Here is a 19,684-nt window from a genome sequence, read left to right as displayed (position 1 = left end):
TTTTACGTAGAACACTTTGACTAAAGGGACACCTACCATGGCGAATAAGATTACCTTCATTGGGGCCGGCAATATGGCCAGCGCTATTATCGGCGGCCTAATCGACAGCGGCGTCGAGCCTTCCACGATTACCGCCACCGCGCCGAATGACAACGAACTGGCCACGATTAAACAACGCTTAGGCATCAATACCGACACCGACAACAATGCGGCGGTGGCTGATGCCGATGTAGTGGTACTGGCGGTGAAGCCGCAAATCATGCGCAACGTATGCGAAGCGCTGCGCGACAGCGTTCAGCGCCAGCAGCCGCTGGTGATCTCGATTGCCGCAGGACTGGATGCCGACACTATCGACCAGTGGCTAGGCGGCCAAAACGCCATGGTTCGCTGTATGCCTAATACGCCCTCGCTGGTGGGTTATGGCGCCAGCGGCCTCTACGCCAATGCTAAGGTCAGCGACGCCCAGCGTGACGTGGCCACCCAGCTAATGGAGGCAGTAGGGATTGTCGAGTGGGTGGAAGAAGAAGCGCTGTTAGATGCAGTCACTGCTGTTTCTGGTAGCGCACCGGCCTACTTCTTTCTGATGTTCGAAGCCATGGAGGAAGCGGCCGTTAAACTTGGCCTACCTGCCGCCACTGCTCGCCGACTGGCTATTCAAACCGCACTGGGTGCCGCCACCATGGCGCAACGTAGTGATAAAGACCCGGCCACGTTAAAACAGAACGTCATGTCACCGGGTGGCACCACAGAACGTGCCATTCACCACATGGAAGAGGCACAATTGCGCACCACCATTGCCGACGCCATGCAGGCCTGCGCTGATCGCGCCCAGGCAATGGCCACAGAATTGAGCGGCAAATAATACAGCCATTCAGCTAGCGCAGCCGTTAAGCTACGAATCATCAAGGAGACATAATAATGGGCAATGAATTGGGCAGTGCAGGGTTAATGCTGGTAAATACCCTCATCAATATTTACCTCTTTTTACTCATGCTGCGCTTCCTGCTGCAGGCCTCGCGGGCGGATTACTACAATCCGTTAAGCCAATCGGTGGTCAAAATCACCCAGCCGGTAGTAGGGCTATTTCAAGGCTTTTTAGGCCCTGTGGCTGGCCGCTTCGATCTCGCCACCTTAGCGGCAGGTTTTGTATTGAAGGTGGTTAGCATCATTGCCATTTTTATGGTCATTGGCGTTGGCATGCCGCCCATTGCTGGGCTGCTGATTGCCGGTGTAGCCGCCTTGGCGAATGCGATTTTAAAAATTTACTTCTTCGCCATGATCGTGATGATTATTTTGAGCTGGGTGGCGCCGAATGCCAGCCACCCAGGTGCGCTGCTGATCATGCAGTTGGTGGAACCGATTATGGCCCCGGTGCGCAAAGTGATCCCGTCGCTGGGCATGATTGACCTCTCGCCAATCGTGGTGTTTATCGCAATTAACCTGATCGATGGCTTGGTTGTCGGATCATTGATTCGTGCGGCGGGCATTTCCGGCGCGCTGGTCGGGCTATGATGGCGACTGCCAACCCCGTATTCCAAGATCTAATTCAGTCGCACTCTTTCAGCAGGACTAGCGCCTTCAATGCCTGATTCAGATACGCTTGCGTTTGCAGACCGACCGGCGGGCTCCGTCGGCGTGGTCACCCCGCACGTGGCCCGCTTCGAAACGCCGCTCGCTCTCGCCTGCGGCAAAGTGCTGCCTGCCTACGAACTGATTTACGAAACCTATGGCACATTGAATGCCGATCGCAGTAACGCGGTACTGATTTGCCACGCGCTCTCGGGCCATCACCACGCCGCGGGCTATCACAGCGAAGAAGACCGCAAGCCCGGCTGGTGGGAGGCCCATATTGGCCCCGGCAAAGCGATCGACACCAACCGCTTTTTTGTTGTGTCACTCAATAACCTGGGTGGCTGCCATGGCAGCACCGGGCCGGTCAGCCACAACCCCGACACCGGCCGCCAGTGGGGGCCTGAATTCCCCATGGTCACGGTCAGTGACTGGGTGGCGAGCCAGGCGCGGCTTGCCGATCACTTGGGGATTAAGCGCTGGGCCGCCGCGGTGGGCGGCAGCCTGGGTGGCATGCAGGTGATGCAGTGGACAATGACCTACCCTGAGCGGGTTGCCAACGCGGTGGTGATTGCCGCAACGCCAAGGCTCTCGGCGCAAAATATCGCCTTTAACGAAGTGGCTCGCCAGGCGATTCGCTCTGATCCTGAATTTTTTGATGGCTGGTACGCTGAGCACGACACCGTGCCCAAACGCGGGCTTAAGCTTGCGCGTATGGTGGGCCATATCACCTACTTGTCGGAAGACGCCATGGGCAGCAAGTTTGGCCGCGACCTACGTAGCGACGATCTCAACTTCGGCTTCGACGTTGAGTTCCAGGTGGAGTCCTACTTGCGCTATCAGGGCGATACCTTCTCCACGGCCTTTGATGCCAATACCTACCTGCTGATGACCAAGGCGCTGGACTACTTTGACCCTTCCGCCACCCAAGGGGGCGACTTAGCCAAAGCCCTGGCCCCAGCACAGTGCCCGTTTTTGATAGTTAGCTTTACCACCGACTGGCGCTTTCCGCCCTCGCGTTCCCGCGAGCTGGTCGATGCGCTCACCCGTGCAGGCAAGGCAGTCAGTTACGCCAACATCGACTCGCCACATGGGCACGATGCTTTCTTGCTCTCAGAGCCGCGCTACGACGCTATCTTCAGCGCCTTTATGAACCGCGCTGCCCGCGAGCTTAATATCGCCGAAACGGGCGGAGATGAAGTAGGCAAAGATGAAGCTAGCTTGGAGGAGACGCAGTGATGCGCGCCGATCTAGAACTTATTTACGACTGGGTACCCGAAGGGGCCCACGTGCTCGACCTCGCCTGCGGCGACGGCGAACTGCTGGAGACGCTGGCTAACAATAAGGGCGTGACCGGCTATGGCTTGGAGATCGGCCATGACGGCATTAATGCCTGCGTTGCCCGTGGCGTCAGCGTCATTGAGCACAACCTGGATGATGGCTTAAGCAGCTTCTGCGACAACAGCTACGATCAGGTGATCATGACCCAGGCCCTGCAGGCGCTGCGCCGTCCGGACAAGATGCTCGATGAAATGCTGCGCGTCGCCGAAGAGGGCATCATCACTTTCCCCAACTTTGCCTACTGGCGTCACCGCGTTCATTTGGGTCTACGCGGCTATATGCCGGTATCCAAATCGCTGCCCCACGCCTGGTACGACACACCCAACATCCACCTCTCGACGTTCAACGACTTTGAGCACCTGTGCCGCGAGAAGGGTCTGATGATTGTTGATCGCGCGGTGGGCGTGGGAGATCATCAAGGCCACTGGAAATCGCGGCTTTGGCCCAACTTATTTGGTGAAATTGCCATTTTCCGCGTTCGTCGACGCTAGATAGCCATCGCGTTTAAACGTAACTCAAGGAGCCACGCCATGTTACGCAGATTAATGATCGGTGCCGCCCTTGTCGGCACACTCTTCACCGCCGCTGGGGTCCACGCTGAGCAGTTCGTCAGCGTGGGCGATTACGAGATTCACTACAGCGCGGTGAATAGTAGCTTTTTGACCCCTGAAGTAGCCCAGGCGAACAACCTCCAGCGCAGCGCAAACCGCGGCCTGGTCAATGTTAGCGTTCGCGAGCGTCAGGACGATGGCAGTACCCGCCCCGTTAATGCCAGCGTACAGGGCCACGTTAGTGGCTTGACGGGCGCTCAGGAGTCACTCAGCTTTCGCACCGTGCATGACGGCGATGCGACCTACCACCTGGCGCCTTTTACCCTACGCGACGATGAGAACATGCGCTTTGAGCTAAGCGTGCGCTACGACCGCAACGCCGCCCCCGAGCCGGTGAACTTTATTCAGCGTTTTTATATTGATCGCTAAGCCCTGTTTCTAAGCCCTATCTCTAAGCCCTATCTACAACCGTACAGGCAGGCTACGGGTTAACCGCACGCCAATGGGGCGCTGTTGCTCCCGCACCACCTCAACACCATAGGCCAGCACTTCCACCCCGCTGGCCGAGGCCTCTAAAAGGGCTGCTGCGTAAGTCGCGTCGATATGGGCTGCGGCGGCCACGTCAGCAATGCCTTCGTGGGCAACACAAAACAGCAGCACCGCCCGTTCGCCCTGCTCTGCCAGTACCTGCAGCGAATGCAGATGCTTGGTACCACGCACGCTTACCGAGTCCGGAAAGTAGCCGTGGCCGTCCTGCTCTTTGAGGGTGACCTGCTTCACCTCGATATACGCCCGCCCTCGCACCGGGTCATCTAGCCTAAAATCCAGGCGGGCGTCGGCCACTTTCACCTCCCGGCGCAGAGTGGCGTAGTCTGCCAAGGGTGCCAAAGCACCCGCCTCCAGCGCCGCTTCCACGATACGGTTAGCGCGGCCGGTATGCACCGAGGCGAGCGCCACCCGTCCATCCGCTTGGGGCAGCTCAATAAACTCCCACGTCCAGGCAAGCTTGCGCTTAGGGTTATCGCTGGGTGACAGCCACACTCGACACCCAGGCACGTTCACCGCCTTCATTGAGCCGGTATTGGGGCAGTGGGCGACGACTTCGCGACCATCATCCAAACGTACGTCGGCAAGAAAGCGCTTATAACGCTTGATCAGCGTGCCCGGAACCAGCGCCGGATAGGCCAGCATCACAACCTGCCCACAAAGCGTTTAATCCGCGCCACCGCCTCTTCAAGCCGGGCCACATCATTGGTAAACGCAATGCGCACATGGTGTTCGCCGCCGCGTACGGCAAAATCAATACCCGGGGTAATCGCCACGTTTTCCTCCTGCAATAAGCGCTCGCAGAAGGCCTGGCTATCACGGCTATAGCGGGAGATATCCAGCCACAGATAAAACGCCCCTTGGGGTGGGAGATCCGGTGCTAGCCCCAAGCCTGCAAGGCCCTCCAGCAGCACCTGGCGACGCTCTTTCAGGGTTTCACGGCGCCGTTCAAGGATCCCCCGGCACTCGGGCGTAAACGCCGCCAAGGCAGCATGCTGGGACGGCGTCGCCGCAGCCAGAAACATATTCTGCGCCAGCCGAGTTAATGGCTCCACTGCATGCTCTGGCGCCACCAGCCAGCCCAGTCGCCAGCCAGTCATGCCGAAATATTTTGAGAAGCTGTTGACCACAAAGGCGTTGGCTGAGAGCGAGGTCGCCGACAGCGGCGCATCGTCGTAGTTGAGGCCCTGATAAATTTCATCGACGATCACTTCCCCTTCACGTGCAGCAACTGCATCAAGCACGGCGGAAAGCTGCTGAGCGCACAACGTGTGGCCGGTGGGGTTAGAGGGCGATGCCAACATCGCCAGGCTGGTGTCCTCACGCCAATGCTGGGCGACCAACGCCGCATCCAGTTGCCAGCCGCTCTCACGCCCCACGGATACCGCATCAATTTCAGCGCCAGCTAACGCCATAAAGTGACGGTTGCAGGGATAGTTAGGGTCAGCCATCAGCACCCAGGAGCCGCTTTCGACTAATAGCTGGCTGGCCAGCAGTAGCGCCCCCGATGCCCCAGGGGTTACCAAAATACGCGCTGGATCAACCGTAGCATTAAAGTGCTCAGCGTAGTGCCCGGCAATCGCCTCGCGCAGCGCGGGGAGACCCGCCGCTGGAGTGTAGCGGGTGCGGCCATTGGCCAACGCCTGCTGCCCGGCAGCGATAATGGGCTCGGGGGTAGCAAAATCCGGCTCGCCCACTTCCAAGTGAATCACGTCAAAGCCTGCGGCTTCCCGCGCCTGGGCCATTTCCAGCAAATGCATGACCCGAAAAGGGGCAACGTGATCGACACGCGAATTCCAGGCCATAACGGCTCCTTCATCTAATCATTTTTGAAACTGGACAAATATTGAAAAACTAACTAAAACATGGTTCTAGTCATATTCGAAGCCAAACTATCGTAGACAGCTCACCATTACGCTTGCAACCCAGTCATTTTTCAGCTAAACAAGCATCCCTTTGGCGTGAGATCGTGACAATCGCTCATGGTCGATCAGTAGTCACATATGTAAGGGGCAGTCCCATGCCAGTAGCAGAAAAGAAAACGGAAGCGTCCAAGTCCTTCACCCCGTATGAGCCAGCGCCGGGTGAAGAGTATATGAACGAGCAGCAGCTAGCACACTTTCGTCAGCTGCTGCTGGATTGGAAACAGGATCTCATGGAAGAGGTGGATCGTACCGTACGCCACCTGCAGGAAGATGCGAATAACTACGCCGACCCCGCCGACCGTGCTACCCAGGAAGAGGGCTTTAGCCTGGAACTGCGCACCCGGGATCGCGAGCGTAAGCTGCTCAAGAAAATTAACGAGACGCTAGATAACATCGATGATGACGATTACGGCTTCTGCGAAGCCTGCGGCGTTGAAATCGGTATTCGTCGTTTAGAAGCTCGCCCCACCGCCACTCTTTGCGTGGATTGCAAAACCTTGGCGGAACTCAAAGAGAAACAGCTAGGCGGCTGAGCACTAAAAGACCGTGCTACTCGAACGCGGGCACCTTAGGGTGCCCGTTTTTGTTAACGACTTTTTATGAATAATCAGCCCCTTTCAACAACGACGTTACTATGAATGATTCTGCTCGCTACCGTGGCCGCTTTGCCCCGACGCCCTCTGGCCCGCTGCACTTTGGCTCTTTGGTCGCCGCTTTAGGCAGCTATTTAGATGCCCGCGCAGCCAATGGGCAGTGGCTGGTACGCATTGAAGATATCGACCCACCGCGCTGCCCTGAAGGTGCGGCGAGCACTATCCTTCGCCAGCTGGAAACCTTCGGCCTGGAGTGGGACGAAGCGGTAATGTGGCAGCACACTCGCGGCGACGCTTACCAACAGGCGCTTGACCAACTTATCCAACTTGGTCTTGTCTACCCCTGCAGCTGTTCGCGTAAGCAGTGGCAAGCGTTTGATATCTACCCCGGCTGGTGCCGCGATGGCGTTTGCGATGCGAATAAACCGGTGGCCTGGCGGCTGCGCAGCGACCGTGGCGAACGCCCTATGTGCTGGCAAGACCGGCTGTTCGGCGAGCAGCGGTTTGACCCGGCAGAACTGGGCGATGTGGTATTAAAGCGCAAAGATGGCCTATGGGCGTATCAGCTCGCCGTAGTAGTGGATGACGCCGAGCAGCAGATTACCGATATCGTCCGCGGGCTCGATTTACTCGATAACACCCCTTGGCAGCGCCAACTTCAGAACGCGCTTGAGCTACCGCAACCGCGTTACCTGCATCTGCCACTCATTGTTACCGCTAAAGGCCAGAAGCTCTCCAAGCAAAACCTGGCCCCAGCCCTGGCAGAAGACGAGCAGGAAGTGCGCCAGCAGCTCTTTCAGGCGCTGGAAGCGCTTGATCAGGCGCCACCCCAAGAACTTGCCTCAGAGCCCCCCGCAACTCAGCTACACTGGGCCGTAGCGAACTGGTCGTTGGCACGGCTAAGCCCAACGGCACATCGTTTAACCCCCTCTTTACCTCCAGCAGGAGATTGATATGTACGTCTATCGCATCATGCTGTTTTTGGTGTTTGGCGGCTACCTGCTCTCTCCGCTACTGATGAATGGCTGGAGCGACCCTGAGGCTGCCTGGTACCGACCTTTTGCTATTTGGGGCGGCTTAATTGCGTTAACCCTCTGGCTGGAGCAGAAAAGGAAACTTGATGAACGTTGAGTTAATCGGCGTCTTACTGCTTGGGCTGGGCTACCTGGCGCTGCTGTTTGGCTGCGGTTTTGCGGTAGAGCGTGGCTGGGTGCCGGTGCGTATTACCCGCCACCCAATGGTTTACACCCTTGCCCTGGGTGTTTATGCCAGCGCCTGGGCAATCTACGGCAGCGTGGAAATGGCTGCCAATGCTGGGTTTGGCTACCTTGCCTACTACCTGGGCGCAGCGGGCGCCTTCTTGCTTGCCCCTGTGCTGCTGGTGCCCATCCAGCGCATCACCCGCACCTATCAACTGACGTCGCTGGCGGATCTGTTTGCCTTTCGCTTTCGCTCCAGGTGGGCGGGTACGCTGGTTACCCTCGTCAGTCTGCTGGCCGTGCTGCCATTGCTCGGCATTCAAGTCCAAACCCTGAGCGAAGCCATCAACATCATCACCGCCAGCCAAGCGGGCGGAAGTGTTGCACTGCTTTTTTGCGCCGTGATTGCCGCCTTTGCGGTCATTTTTGGTGCCCGCCACAGTCAGTCTCATGGCCGTCACGACACCTTGCTTAGCGCCATTGCGTTTGAATCCATCGTTAAACTACTGGCCATGCTGGGGCTGGGTGCGGTGGCGCTATGGATGGTGTTTGATGGCCCGGGCGATCTGCAGCTGTGGCTGGAAGGTCCAGGCGCTATCCTCCAGCAACAGACACCCAAACTTGACCCTGCCCAGTGGCGAACCCTGCTGCTGCTGTTTTTTGCCGCGGCGTTTATGATGCCGCACCTATTTCACATTAGTTTCGCGGAAAGCCTGTCGCGGCATACCCTGCTACAAGCGAGCTGGGCACTGCCGCTGTTTCTACTGCTAATGGCGCTGCCCGTGCCGGTGATCTGGTGGGCCGCGCAGTCGGTTAATCCCGACATACCCATCGCCGCCTATGCCGCCTACCTAATGAGTGAACACTGGTGGGTAGGGGCACTCGCGTTTATCGGCGGACTAGCTGCCGCCAGCGGCACCATGATTATGATTGCGCTGGCGCTTTCAGGCATGGTGCTTAATCATATTGTGCTGGTAGCAAGGCCCCCCGAAGCGCGCAGTGACCTCTACGGCTGGCTGCTGTGGTTGCGTCGTGGTTTAGTGGTCGCGGTGATTATCGGCGGCTGGGTGTTTTACCAGTGGGTAGGGCGCCATCATGGCCTCATAGGCTTGGGGTTAGCTGCGTTTGTCGGCATGGCCCAGTGCCTGCCCGGCATGTTGGCGCTGCTCTACTGGCCGGGTGCTAACCGTAAAGGCATGATTATTGGCCTGATCGCAGGTGTGGGCGTGTGGCTGTGGGGTCTATGGCTGCCACTCATGTTTTCGCTGCCCGTACCGACGCTACCTTTTACACCGCTTACCGATACTGGTGCACCGGTTTGGTACAACGTCACGCTGCTGTCGTTAGCGGTCAATATCCTGCTGCTGATTGTGATATCGCTGTTCACGCGTATTTCTGATGGGGAGCAGTCCGCCGCAGAAGCGTGCTCCGTCGATGCGGTTATCCGCTCCAAGCGCTTTCCATTGGAAGCCGCCACGGCAAGTGATTTTTCTATCCATTTAGCCCACGCCCTCGGCGATGAGGCGGCCAGCCGTGAAGTTAACCGAGCCCTGCAAGCGCTCAACTTAACCCCCCAGGAGCGCCGCCCCTACGCGCTGCGTCGCTTGCGTGACCGCATTCAGGCTAATCTTTCGGGCCTAATGGGCCCATCGGTGGCACGGGACATTGTGGATCGCTACCTACCCTACCGCCACGACGACGCCCCTGAAACCGATGATATTCACTTCGTTGAAAGCCGCTTGGAAGCCTACCGATCACGGCTGACAGGGTTAGCCCGTGAACTCGACGGCTTGCGACGCCACCACCGCCAAACCCTGGCGTATTTACCGGTGGGGCTGTGCGTTTTGGGCGATGATGATGAGTTGTTAATGTGGAATCAGGCGCTCTCCCAACTTTCGGGCATTAGCGGTGAAAGCGTGATCGGCTCGCGCCGCGATAGCCTGCCCGCCCCCTGGCCCAGCCTGCTGGGCAGCGTGTTAGAGACCAGGTCAACACCGCTCTACAAACAGGCAGTTACGCTGCACGGTAGAGACTATTTTTTGACCCTGCACAAAGCGATTCTAAGCGGCAATGACAGCCGTGGCGGTAGCGTTATCCTGATTGAGGACCATACCGAAATGAAGTGGTTGGAAGATGAGTTGGTGCATGCAGCGCGCCTTGCCTCTATCGGCCAGTTAGCCGCCGGCGTCGCCCACGAAATTGGCAACCCGATTACCGGCATCTCGTCGCTGGCGCAAAATCTACGCTACGACACCAACGACCCAGCCCTGCTGGAGACCGCTGATCAAATCCAGCAGCTAACCCAACGGGTCACCAAAATCGTTAACTCATTGGTTGGTTTTGCCCATGGGGGGCGTCAATCGGTACCGCTCCCTGCCTCACCTGTGGCACTGGCATCAATTAGCGAAGATGCACTGCACTTGATCCACCTCGCCCGCTCGGGAGAGGATGTCACATTAACCAATGAGACGCCTGAAGACGTTGTGGTGCGTGGCGATGCCCAGCGATTAACGCAAGTGATGGTCAACCTGCTGAGCAATGCCCGGGATGCCTGCGGCCAGGGGGGAGAAGTTCACATGACCGCAGGGCGCCACGAGCAGTTTGCCTGGTGGCGGATAACCGATAACGGCCAGGGCATCGACCCACGAGTGCGCGAGCACCTATTCGAGCCCTTTACCACCACCAAACCCGCCGGCGAGGGCACCGGTCTGGGCCTTTCATTGGCCTACCAGATTATCAATGAGCACCAGGGTAAAATAGATGTGGCCTCGCCACCCCCCGGACAGCCTCGCGGCACAGCCATTACGTTATGGCTGCCGCTTTACCAACAGGATGATCAGCCAACCCATGCCCAGGATTCTGATTGTTGAAGATGAAGCGATTATTCGCAGCGCGTTAAAGCGCCTACTGGAACGCCACGACTATACGGTCAGCGAAGCAGGCAGCGCTGAGGAGGCCTGCCAGCTTGAGCTCAAAGGGTTCGACCTCATCATCAGCGACCTGCGCCTGCCGGGCGAGCCGGGCACTACGCTCATCACCGCCGCGGCCCCCGTGCCGGTATTGATCATGACCAGCTACGCCAGCATGCGCTCTGCGGTGGAAGCGCTCAAACAGGGTGCCGTGGACTACGTGGCCAAGCCCTTTGACCACGCGGAGCTATTGGAGACCGTTGAGCGGATCCTGCACAAGCAGTCGATGCAGCAGAGCCCGCCCCCGGATATCACCGATGCAGGCGGCAGTCGACAAACCATGATCGGCAACTGCGTTGCCATGCAGCAGGTCTACACCCGCATTAGTAAAACTGCCCCCGCCGATGTCACCGTATTGATTCTTGGCGAGTCGGGCACCGGCAAGGAGCTGGTAGCCCGCGCCATTCACCAGCAGAGCAAGCGCGCCAAGGCACCGCTGATCTGCGTCAACTGCGCAGCAATTCCTGAAACGCTGATCGAGTCCGAGCTGTTTGGCCATGAGAAAGGCGCTTTTACCGGCGCCAGCGCTGCGCGCACCGGGTTAGTAGAAGCCGCCGATGGCGGTACGCTGTTTTTGGATGAGATTGGCGAGCTACCGCTGGATGCCCAGGCGCGCCTGCTACGCGTTCTTCAAGAGGGCGAAATTCGCAAAATCGGTTCAGTGGAAACCCGCCACGTTAACGTCCGCCTGATTGCGGCCACCCACCGTGACCTGCGCGCGCTGTCAAAAACCGGCGAGTTCCGCCTTGACCTTTACTACCGGCTGAACGTGATGCAGATCGAGCTGCCGCCGCTGCGCGAGCGCGAGGACGACGTCCTTGAGATCGCCGACATTCTGCTCGACAAGGCGTGTAAACGCCACGAACGCACGGGGCTGCGCCTCTCCCGCGCAGCCCGACAGGATCTACGCGACTACCCTTGGCCGGGTAACGTTCGCGAGCTGGAGAACGCCCTTGAACGCGGGGTAATTCTGGCCGAGGGGCATCTGATCCACCCGGATGATCTAGGTCTAGCGCCGACCACCCCACGCCCTCATCCGCCCTCTGGCTCGTCCAGCTCCCCTACTGTCACTGGCAGCGGCGATAAAAACGCTGAAGAGAATGAAGATGATCTCTCTTTAGAAGATTATTTTCAGCACTTTGTCCTCGAACACCAGGATCAAATGAGTGAAACCGAACTGGCACAAAAACTGGGCATTAGCCGTAAAAATCTCTGGGAACGACGCCAGCGGCTTGGCATACCGCGCAAAAAAACCGCCCGCCGCCCAGGTTGAGTACCTGGGCATTTCTATCCACACGCCCTACCACCCCACCTCTACGACTATTGTCTAATACACTGATTTAAATAAGAAATATTCTACCTTTCGCTACCCAGGCACTGTTACCTTCCCACACAACGGCGCGCACAAACGGACGCGAAAGGGGTAACACTTTTCGCGTCGCAAAGTTCCTCATCCCATTTGAAAACGCCAACCTTCTGAAATTTATAATTTATTAAATAGGTGGCACAGGGTCTGCAGTATTACTGGGTAAGAAAAACAAACTGGGCATAGCGCCAGGTCACCAACAAAAACAACATGACCTCGCCAGAACCTGAGCCACAACAAAAACAACAGGGCCAGGTAGAGATAACGGTACTAACAAGAACAATAGGCTTGAGTCTCATTACTTGCTTGCGCAGGCAACACAGGCGCAGCGAACAATAATAAGAGTTAGCAAGTGGCCCGATAAGGACGCGACGTACAACGTGACTCGGCATCCTAACAACAACAATAGCTGTCAGTGTGTACACCCCGGCGCCAATAATAATTCCCCGGGGGGAGAAAAGTTCGCGGTTGGATTATTGTTTTGAATACGAGGCGGTCGGAACTATTGTGATCCTTACGCCTACCGACTGCGGTGCGTATTCAGGGCGATGTGCCATCATGAAGAAAAACAGCAGCACGGACGCTGATTGATTGCTTTATAGGGGAGGCTCTCTTAGCCTCCCCTTTCCGTGTTTAAAGTCTGGGTTTAAAACCTGTGCTAGCCTCCGCCAGCGTCAAATGCTTTGCAAGCCGCTCTTTGCAAGCCATAGAGGGTCGGCTACACTCATCCATTCGTGGTTTATGTTCAGTACTCGTTTGACGTGTTTTCTAACGACTATTTTTACGGCCATTTTTCGTACCCTGCGAGTTGAAATCGTCGCATGTTTAAAGGATTTACCCGTTTCCTACACAGCCCGGGGGAGCAATTGAAAACCTTGCTTGATCCCCAAGAGAGCACCACCAACGCCCTCACTCCGCGTAACATCCCTCGGTCCGAGCACCCTGTTTCTCGCCAACATATTAGCGATGCCGCGTTAAAAGTGCTTTACCGCCTTAGCGGCGCGGGTTTCGACGCCTATTTGGTGGGCGGCTGCATTCGTGATGCGCTGCTGGGCAAGATGCCCAAAGATTTTGATGTCGCCACCAATGCCACGCCAGAGCAGGTTCGCGATTTATTTCGTAACTCGCGCCTGATCGGCCGCCGTTTTCGGATTGTCCATGTGCGCTTTGGCCGCGAGGTCATTGAGGTCACCACCTTCCGTGGCAAACCCCAAGACGAGCATGGCGACCACATTGCCCACCAGTCCGATGAAGGGTTACTGCTGCGCGATAATGTATGGGGCAATATTGAAGAAGACGCGCTGCGCCGCGACTTTACCGTTAATGCGCTCTACTACAATATCGCCGACTTCAGCATCACTGATTTTGCCAATGGTGCAGAGGACATTAAGACCCGCACCCTGCGCTTGATTGGCGACCCGGCGACACGCTACCGCGAAGACCCGGTAAGGATGCTGCGGGCAGTGCGCTTTGCGGCTAAGCTCGACTTCACGCTAGACCCCGCCACCGAAGCGCCGATGTACGATCAGGCGCCGCTGCTGCTGCAGATTCCCCCAGCGCGGCTATTCGATGAAGTGCTCAAGCTGTTTATGTCGGGCCACGGCTTGGTCACCTTCCGGCTACTCAGCCACTACGGCCTATTCGGTATGCTGTTCCCCGAGGCCGAAGAAGCCATGGCCGATGCCGCCTGGGCCGAAGAACTGATTGAGCAGGCGCTGACCAACACCGATAAACGCATTGCCGAAGAGCGCCCCGTCACCCCGGCCTTTCTGCTGGCAGCATTTTTATGGGCCCCGGTCAAACATCGCCAGGAAGCCCTGGAGCAGGAAGGCATGCCGCCCATTCCCGCGCTTCAAGCAGCCGCTCAACAAGTGGTATCCCGGCAGTTAGAGTTCACGTCGATTCCCAAGCGCTTTGGCATCCCCATGCGGGAAATTTGGGAATTACAGCAGCGCCTACCCCAGCGGCGCGGTAAAAAGGCCTTTCAAACCCGCGAACATTCACGTTTCAGAGCGGGCTATGACCTGCTGCTGCTGCGCGAACAGGCGGGCGAGATACCCAGTGGTTTAGGCGAATGGTGGACGGCGTTTCAGCGCGGCGACGAGCACGAACAGCGTCGCCTGCTGCAAAAAGTTGGCGGCGACCCCGCCAGCCAGGGCGACCGCCGTCGTAAACGGCGCCGTAAGCCGAGCGCGCCAGAGTAGTGGGTGCGTCTTCCCAGCTCGCCTATATCGGTTTGGGTAGCAATCTGGAGTCGCCTATCGAGCAGGTTCGTGAGGCCCTCAACGAGCTGGCAAGGCTACCGCTAAGTCGATTGGTGGCAGCATCATCGCTTTACGCCAGCCGCCCGGTGGGGCCGCAGGATCAGCCGGACTTCATCAACGCGGTGGCAGCGCTGGAGACCCGGCTCTCGCCGCTGGCGCTACTCGACCAGCTTCAGGCGTTAGAGCAGCAGCATCGCCGCCGCCGCCAGCGCCACTGGGGGCCCCGAACGCTCGATCTTGACCTGTTGCTCTACGCTAACGACCACATCAACTCGCTGCGTTTACGCGTACCGCACCCGCAAATGACTGCCCGGGCCTTTGTACTGCTCCCCCTCGCAGAGATCGCCCCCTCTCTAGATCTTCTCCAGCAGCCGCTATCCACATGGCTTGAACGTGTTGAGAACCAAGGCTTGGAACGCTTATCTAACGCCTAGTGTGCGGCTAACGCTACCATTTGACACAAATCTCGACACCGACACCCCATTCAGGTAACAATTGCCGGTTACGCCACTTCGCGCATGCAGGGATGCAGCATCAATAATGGTCGGCTGCCTATGTCGCAGCGGCCTCACGTAAAACATGAGAGCACGCCATGAAAACCGTCACCCTAAGCACGCTGCAGGCCTATAAGCAGGCTGGCGAGACGTTCAGTTGCCTAACCGCTTACGATGCTTCCTTTGCCCATGCGGCAAGCCAAGCAGGCATTGATGTCCTGCTCGTCGGTGATTCGCTGGGCATGGTGCTACAGGGCCATAACAGCACCCTACCCGTCACCATTGACGACATCGTTTACCACACCCGCTGCGCGGCACGTGGTAAAGGCCATAGCCTGCTGATGGTCGATCTACCCTTTATGAGCAACGCCACCACCGAGCGCCTGTTGGAAGATGCCGGTGCCGTGATGCGCGCGGGGGCGGAACTGGTCAAGCTGGAAGGTGAAGCGTGGATGGCCGATGGCATTCGTGAACTCACCCGCCGCGGCGTACCGGTGTGTGCCCACCTGGGCTTAACCCCGCAAACCGTGCACCAGCTAGGTGGCTATAAGGTGCAGGGACGCGACGCTGCTCACGCGGAACGCATCATTAACGACGCAAAAGTACTTGTCGAGGCGGGCGCTTCGGTGATTCTGCTCGAGTGCGTTCCCGCCAGCCTGGGCAAAGCGGTCACCGAAGCGCTGGATGTGCCGGTTATTGGCATTGGCGCAGGACCGGATACCGATGGCCAAATCCTGGTAATGCACGATGTGCTCGGTATTACCCATGGCCGCACACCGCGCTTTGTAAAAAACTTCATGGTCGACGCTGATAACATTCAAGCTGCTTTCCTGGAGTACCACGAAGCCGTCAAAACCCGCGCCTTCCCAGCTCAAGAGCACTGTTTTTAAAACCGTTTTAAGACAGCTCGACTATCGACCATTTTTTGTTATTGACGCGAAACGACTATGCGCACTTTGCGAGACATTGATCAGCTACGCAGCACGCTGCGAGATTACCGCCAACGCGGCCAGCGTATTGCCCTGGTACCCACCATGGGCAACCTACATGCAGGTCACCTAGCGCTGGTCGCCTGCGCGCGCCAGCACGCCGATATTGTGGTCGCAAGCCTGTTTGTCAATCCGATGCAGTTTGGCCCAGGCGAAGATTTAGACGGCTACCCGCGCACCTTTGATGCCGATCAAGCGCAGCTTATTGAGGCTGGCTGCGACGTGCTGTTCGCCCCAACGGTAAGCTCGCTCTACCCTAACGGCTTGGACGCACAGACCCGCGTGCATGTGCCCGTGGTAGGCGAAGGGCTGTGCGGCGGCTCACGCCCCGGCCATTTCGACGGTGTCTCTACCGTGGTCAGCATGCTGTTTAATCTGGTACAGCCAGACGTCGCCTGCTTTGGGGAGAAGGATTACCAGCAGCTGGCGGTGATTCGTAAGCTGGTGTGCGACCTGCACATGCCTATTGAGATTATCGGCGTGCCCATCGTACGTGCAGAGGATGGCTTAGCACTGTCATCACGCAACGGCTATTTAAGTAGCGAGGAGCGTGTCATCGCCCCTGCGCTTTATCGCACGCTGTGTACGCTTCGCGATGCGTTGGAGCGCGGAGAACCTATCGAAAAGGTACTACACCAGGGTCACACCGCTCTGTATGATGCGGGCTTTACGCTGGACTACCTGGAACTGCGCGATGCCACGCTAGGCCCCATTAACCTAGCGACCCAGCATGCGGTAATGCTGGCCGCCGCCAAGCTGGGCCCGGCGCGATTAATCGACAACCTCACTGTTAAACTCCCGGCCAGCACTGTCAGAGAATAAACAAACAACGGGTAAAAATAGGAACTCACATGCATACCATCATGCTCAAAGCCAAGCTGCACATGGCACGCGTCACTCACGCGGTACTCAACTATGAAGGCTCCTGCGCCATCGACGGCGACCTGCTGGATATGGCGGGTATTCGTGAAAATGAGCAGATCCAGATTTACAACGTCGAGAATGGCGAACGCTTCACCACTTACGCCATTCGCGGTGAGGAAGGCTCAAAGCTCATTTCGATCAACGGCGCTGCGGCCCACCTCGCCGCCCCTGGCCACCGGATCATTATCTGCAGCTACGCCCACTACTCCGAAGCCGAACTGGAAAACCACCAGCCTGCGCTGGTGTATCTCCAGGAAGGCAACCACGTCAGCCACACCAGCAATATTATCCCGGTGCAGCTAGCCTAACCACCATTGGGCTCATCTTAGCACTTCTAATGCTTTCTTCTGACGGGCCACATGTTGGCCCGTTTTTATTTGCCCATAAAGGTTTATTGCCGCAACGCACCACCTTCCCCTATGCTGAAGAGACGGCTGACAGAGCTCGAATAAAAGAGTACGGCTGACAGAGCACGCCTATCGGGCATCTGGTATCAGACTGTCTGTTAATTACTCCAGGAGTCATCTTATGCAAGAAGTAGTCATTGTTGCGGCACGCCGCACCGCTGTGGGCGCTTTCGGCGGCTCCCTCGCAGGTATTCCAGCGAGCGACCTGGGCGCTTTGGTGATCAAGGATATCCTTGCCTCAACCGGCGTTTCTCCCGATCAGGTTGACGAAGTACTGCTGGGCCAGGTGCTCACCGCGGGCGTTGGTCAAAACCCGGCGCGCCAAGCGGCGATTAAAGGCGGCCTACCGGACTCGGTGCCGGCCATGACCATCAACAAAGTGTGTGGCTCAGGCCTTAAAGCGCTTCATCTTGCGACTCAGGCAATTCGCTGCGGCGATGCCGAGCTGATTCTGGCCGGCGGCCAGGAGAACATGTCCGCCTCGCCCCATGTACTGCCCAATTCCCGCAACGGCCAGCGCATGGGCGATTGGAAGGCGATTGATTCCATGGTGCACGACGGCCTGTGGGATGCGTTCAACAACTACCATATGGGCATTACCGCCGAGAACTTAGCCGAGAAGTACGGCATCACCCGTGAAGCAATGGATGAGTTTGCCGCCGCGTCGCAGCAGAAAGCTGCAGCAGCGATTAAAGAGGGCAAGTTCAAAAGCCAGATCGTGCCGGTGGAAATTCCCCAGCGCAAAGGCGACCCGGTGGTGTTTGATACCGACGAAAACCCACGCGAAGTTACCGCTGAGAAGCTTGGAGGCATGCGCCCCGCGTTTAAGAAAGACGGCACCGTTACCGCCGGTAACGCCTCGGCGCTCAACGACGGCGCGGCGGTGGTTATGCTCTGCTCAGCCGAAAAAGCCAAGCAGCTGGGGCTAGAGCCATTGGCACGTATAGCGGCTTATTCCAACGCAGGCGTTGACCCTGCCATTATGGGTATCGGTCCCGCACCGGCCACTCGCCGCTGCCTGGAAAAAGCTGGCTGGAGCCTGGACGACCTGGACTTGGTAGAGGCCAACGAAGCGTTTGCCGCCCAGGCGCTATCCGTCAACAAAGAGCTAGGCTGGGACACCTCTAAAGTGAACGTCAACGGCGGCGCGATTGCCCTAGGCCACCCGATCGGCGCCTCTGGCTGTCGCGTGTTTGTGACGCTGCTCCACGAAATGATCGCCCGCGACGCCAAGAAAGGCCTCGCGACACTGTGTATCGGCGGCGGTCAGGGCGTAGCACTGGCTATTGAGCGTCCTTGATGATTGTTTGAGGTGAGCGCTTAACCAATGCCCCCGCTGATCGCGGGGGCATTTTTTTTGCGCCTCTTGGCTCAACGCGTTTTCTGGCCAACGACCTTGGCTGGCGTACTCAGTACCAGCAGCGCGCCTAGCAGGAATAATCCCGCTGCGGCCCACATAGCCATGGGCAGACTACTGCCATCGACGATACGCCCACCCAGCATGGCGCCCAAACCAATCGACATATTGAAGGTAAACGCCATCAACGCCGTTGCGGCTTCGGTATTGGGTGCTGTGCGCAGAATCCAGGTTTGAATACTCACCGATACGCTACCAAACACTGCGCCCCACACCATCAGCAGCATCACACCGCTGCTCGGCTGAACACCCATCAGCGGGAACACGGCAACGACGATAAGCAACAGGCTGGGAATCGCCAGCACGGCGCGGTAAGGGTGGCGCCCAGCAAACATGCCGGCCGCAATATTGCCCACAATGCCCGCCGCCCCGTAAAGTAGCAGCAGACTGCTCACATGGCGCTGTGAAATACCGCTGATCTCTTGCAGGATGGGGCTAATAAAGGTGTAGGCGGCAAAGTGGCCAACCACTACAAAAGCGGTGGTTAACACCGCCACCCGCACACCACGATTGCCAAACTGCTGGGCGAGCACGCGGAGCCGCACCGGTTCTCTTGGCGGTAACGGCGGTAGCCAACACCACAGCGCAACGGCCGTTAACAGGCTTAAACCACCCAGCGCCCCAAACGCGACCCGCCAGTTGCTTAGATCCCCCAGCAGCGTACCCAACGGCACACCCAGCACCGAGGCTGCCGCGACACCACCAAAAATCATCGTCATCGCTTTTGGCACTTGGGCTTCAGGCACCAGCCGTGGGGCAATACTGCCCGCCACCGCCCAAAACCCACCAATACTAAGCCCCACTAATACCCGGGCGGCGAGCAGCAGGATAAAGCTGCTGGCCAATGCTGAAAGCACACTCCCTGCCACCATCACGGCCATCAATACCGTGAGCATAATGCGCCTGTCCAAACGCCCTACAGCGACGGGTAACAGCGGTGCTGAAAAAGCAGCGACCACGCCGGGCACAGTGACCATTAAGCCTGCCATGCCGGGGGTAACGCCCATGCTCGACGCCACCTGAGAAAGCAACCCAATCGGCAACTGCTCAGCGGTCACCAATAAAAAAATGCCGATCATCACGGCCACCACCGCCCACCAGCGCGGCGCTTGTTCCTGCTCCATCTACTG

The 19,684-nt window shown here is 57.9% G+C and carries 19 protein-coding genes; 16 read left to right on the top strand and 3 right to left on the bottom strand.

The window, feature by feature from the left end; genetic code table 11:
* Positions 1-37: 37 nt before the first annotated feature.
* The 5 genes from proC (at position 38) to QEN58_RS01670 (ending at position 3,890) form a co-directional block, all read left to right on the top strand.
* Positions 38-862: a pyrroline-5-carboxylate reductase gene (gene proC / locus QEN58_RS01690; protein WP_280105474.1), complete on the top strand. Its 825-nt coding sequence runs from the start codon at positions 38-40 to the stop codon at positions 860-862.
* 56 nt (positions 863-918) lie between these two features.
* Positions 919-1,512 (top strand): YggT family protein, encoded by a 594-nt coding sequence (locus QEN58_RS01685; RefSeq protein ID WP_280105473.1) that lies wholly within the window; start codon positions 919-921, stop codon positions 1,510-1,512.
* Positions 1,513-1,581: 69 nt separating this feature from the next.
* Positions 1,582-2,808, top strand: a complete 1,227-nt coding sequence (metX, locus tag QEN58_RS01680) for a homoserine O-succinyltransferase MetX (protein WP_280105472.1) — start codon at positions 1,582-1,584, stop codon at positions 2,806-2,808.
* Positions 2,808-3,401 (top strand): methionine biosynthesis protein MetW, encoded by a 594-nt coding sequence (gene metW, locus QEN58_RS01675; protein ID WP_280105471.1) that lies wholly within the window; start codon positions 2,808-2,810, stop codon positions 3,399-3,401. The genes metX and metW overlap by 1 nt, the downstream gene beginning before the upstream one ends.
* Before the next feature lie 39 nt (positions 3,402-3,440).
* The gene (locus tag QEN58_RS01670; protein WP_280105470.1) at positions 3,441-3,890 is read left to right on the top strand and encodes a DUF4426 domain-containing protein; all 450 of its coding nucleotides are present in this window, start codon (positions 3,441-3,443) and stop codon (positions 3,888-3,890) included.
* Positions 3,891-3,923: 33 nt separating this feature from the next.
* Here the strand turns inward: QEN58_RS01670 and sfsA are convergent, their stop codons facing one another.
* On the bottom strand, positions 3,924-4,652 hold the full coding sequence (gene sfsA / locus QEN58_RS01665; RefSeq protein ID WP_280105469.1) for a DNA/RNA nuclease SfsA: 729 nt from the start codon (positions 4,650-4,652) through the stop codon (positions 3,924-3,926).
* Positions 4,652-5,812 (bottom strand): aminotransferase class I/II-fold pyridoxal phosphate-dependent enzyme, encoded by a 1,161-nt coding sequence (locus tag QEN58_RS01660; RefSeq protein WP_280105468.1) that lies wholly within the window; start codon positions 5,810-5,812, stop codon positions 4,652-4,654. Before QEN58_RS01660 ends, sfsA begins: the two co-directional genes overlap by 1 nt.
* Positions 5,813-6,027: 215 nt before the next feature.
* Here QEN58_RS01660 and dksA point away from each other — a divergent pair, with 215 nt between their 5' ends.
* From dksA to QEN58_RS01605, 11 genes are all read left to right on the top strand, one after another.
* A complete protein-coding gene (dksA, locus tag QEN58_RS01655) occupies positions 6,028-6,465 on the top strand; it encodes an RNA polymerase-binding protein DksA (RefSeq protein WP_008958813.1) in 438 nt (145 codons plus the stop codon).
* A gap of 101 nt (positions 6,466-6,566) precedes the next feature.
* Positions 6,567-7,478 carry a tRNA glutamyl-Q(34) synthetase GluQRS gene (gluQRS, locus tag QEN58_RS01650; RefSeq protein WP_280105467.1) on the top strand — a complete coding sequence of 304 codons (912 nt, stop codon included), beginning with the start codon at positions 6,567-6,569 and terminating at the stop codon, positions 7,476-7,478.
* Between the two features lies 1 nt (position 7,479).
* Positions 7,480-7,656: a hypothetical protein gene (locus tag QEN58_RS01645; RefSeq protein ID WP_007111811.1), complete on the top strand. Its 177-nt coding sequence runs from the start codon at positions 7,480-7,482 to the stop codon at positions 7,654-7,656.
* The gene (locus QEN58_RS01640) at positions 7,646-10,594 is read left to right on the top strand and encodes an ATP-binding protein (RefSeq protein ID WP_280105466.1); all 2,949 of its coding nucleotides are present in this window, start codon (positions 7,646-7,648) and stop codon (positions 10,592-10,594) included. Before QEN58_RS01645 ends, QEN58_RS01640 begins: the two co-directional genes overlap by 11 nt.
* A complete protein-coding gene (locus QEN58_RS01635) occupies positions 10,572-11,966 on the top strand; it encodes a sigma-54-dependent transcriptional regulator (protein WP_280105465.1) in 1,395 nt (464 codons plus the stop codon). The genes QEN58_RS01640 and QEN58_RS01635 overlap by 23 nt, the downstream gene beginning before the upstream one ends.
* Before the next feature lie 914 nt (positions 11,967-12,880).
* On the top strand, positions 12,881-14,263 hold the full coding sequence (pcnB, locus tag QEN58_RS01630) for a polynucleotide adenylyltransferase PcnB (RefSeq protein ID WP_133731577.1): 1,383 nt from the start codon (positions 12,881-12,883) through the stop codon (positions 14,261-14,263).
* On the top strand, positions 14,263-14,757 hold the full coding sequence (gene folK / locus QEN58_RS01625; RefSeq protein ID WP_280105464.1) for a 2-amino-4-hydroxy-6-hydroxymethyldihydropteridine diphosphokinase: 495 nt from the start codon (positions 14,263-14,265) through the stop codon (positions 14,755-14,757). Before pcnB ends, folK begins: the two co-directional genes overlap by 1 nt.
* Positions 14,758-14,915: 158 nt before the next feature.
* Positions 14,916-15,707 (top strand): 3-methyl-2-oxobutanoate hydroxymethyltransferase, encoded by a 792-nt coding sequence (panB, locus tag QEN58_RS01620; protein WP_280105463.1) that lies wholly within the window; start codon positions 14,916-14,918, stop codon positions 15,705-15,707.
* 57 nt (positions 15,708-15,764) lie between these two features.
* The gene (panC, locus tag QEN58_RS01615) at positions 15,765-16,628 is read left to right on the top strand and encodes a pantoate--beta-alanine ligase (protein WP_280105462.1); all 864 of its coding nucleotides are present in this window, start codon (positions 15,765-15,767) and stop codon (positions 16,626-16,628) included.
* A gap of 29 nt (positions 16,629-16,657) precedes the next feature.
* Positions 16,658-17,038, top strand: coding sequence for an aspartate 1-decarboxylase (panD, locus tag QEN58_RS01610; protein WP_007111819.1), 381 nt, complete (start codon positions 16,658-16,660; stop codon positions 17,036-17,038).
* Between the two features lie 220 nt (positions 17,039-17,258).
* Entirely contained in the window at positions 17,259-18,437 is a 1,179-nt protein-coding gene (locus tag QEN58_RS01605; RefSeq protein ID WP_071695112.1) for an acetyl-CoA C-acetyltransferase, read from the top strand.
* Positions 18,438-18,508: 71 nt separating this feature from the next.
* Here the strand turns inward: QEN58_RS01605 and QEN58_RS01600 are convergent, their stop codons facing one another.
* Positions 18,509-19,678, bottom strand: a complete 1,170-nt coding sequence (locus QEN58_RS01600; protein WP_280105461.1) for an MFS transporter — start codon at positions 19,676-19,678, stop codon at positions 18,509-18,511.
* Between the last annotated feature and the right edge of the window lie 6 nt (positions 19,679-19,684).

The organism is Halomonas alkaliantarctica (assembly GCF_029854215.1).
Classification (GTDB): domain Bacteria; phylum Pseudomonadota; class Gammaproteobacteria; order Pseudomonadales; family Halomonadaceae; genus Vreelandella; species Vreelandella alkaliantarctica_A.
Note: the sequence above shows the minus strand (reverse complement) of the source record. Positions and strands in the feature narration are given on the sequence as shown.

Bases quoted from the DNA above. Each gene is read 5' to 3' on its own strand.
- metW (WP_280105471.1), top strand. From the start codon at position 2,808: ATGCGCGCCGATCTAGAACTTATTTACGACTGGGTACCCGAAGGGGCC.
- panC (WP_280105462.1), top strand. From the start codon at position 15,765: ATGCGCACTTTGCGAGACATTGATCAGCTACGCAGCACGCTGCGAGAT.
- dksA (WP_008958813.1), top strand. From the start codon at position 6,028: ATGCCAGTAGCAGAAAAGAAAACGGAAGCGTCCAAGTCCTTCACCCCG.
- pcnB (WP_133731577.1), top strand. From the start codon at position 12,881: ATGTTTAAAGGATTTACCCGTTTCCTACACAGCCCGGGGGAGCAATTG.
- gluQRS (WP_280105467.1), top strand. From the start codon at position 6,567: ATGAATGATTCTGCTCGCTACCGTGGCCGCTTTGCCCCGACGCCCTCT.
- QEN58_RS01645 (WP_007111811.1), top strand. From the start codon at position 7,480: ATGTACGTCTATCGCATCATGCTGTTTTTGGTGTTTGGCGGCTACCTG.
- sfsA (WP_280105469.1), bottom strand. From the start codon at position 4,652: ATGCTGGCCTATCCGGCGCTGGTTCCGGGCACGCTGATCAAGCGTTAT.
- proC (WP_280105474.1), top strand. From the start codon at position 38: ATGGCGAATAAGATTACCTTCATTGGGGCCGGCAATATGGCCAGCGCT.
- QEN58_RS01670 (WP_280105470.1), top strand. From the start codon at position 3,441: ATGTTACGCAGATTAATGATCGGTGCCGCCCTTGTCGGCACACTCTTC.
- QEN58_RS01685 (WP_280105473.1), top strand. From the start codon at position 919: ATGGGCAATGAATTGGGCAGTGCAGGGTTAATGCTGGTAAATACCCTC.
- panD (WP_007111819.1), top strand. From the start codon at position 16,658: ATGCATACCATCATGCTCAAAGCCAAGCTGCACATGGCACGCGTCACT.
- panB (WP_280105463.1), top strand. From the start codon at position 14,916: ATGAAAACCGTCACCCTAAGCACGCTGCAGGCCTATAAGCAGGCTGGC.
- QEN58_RS01600 (WP_280105461.1), bottom strand. From the start codon at position 19,678: ATGGAGCAGGAACAAGCGCCGCGCTGGTGGGCGGTGGTGGCCGTGATG.
- QEN58_RS01640 (WP_280105466.1), top strand. From the start codon at position 7,646: ATGAACGTTGAGTTAATCGGCGTCTTACTGCTTGGGCTGGGCTACCTG.
- QEN58_RS01605 (WP_071695112.1), top strand. From the start codon at position 17,259: ATGCAAGAAGTAGTCATTGTTGCGGCACGCCGCACCGCTGTGGGCGCT.
- QEN58_RS01660 (WP_280105468.1), bottom strand. From the start codon at position 5,812: ATGGCCTGGAATTCGCGTGTCGATCACGTTGCCCCTTTTCGGGTCATG.
- metX (WP_280105472.1), top strand. From the start codon at position 1,582: ATGCCTGATTCAGATACGCTTGCGTTTGCAGACCGACCGGCGGGCTCC.
- QEN58_RS01635 (WP_280105465.1), top strand. From the start codon at position 10,572: ATGCCCAGGATTCTGATTGTTGAAGATGAAGCGATTATTCGCAGCGCG.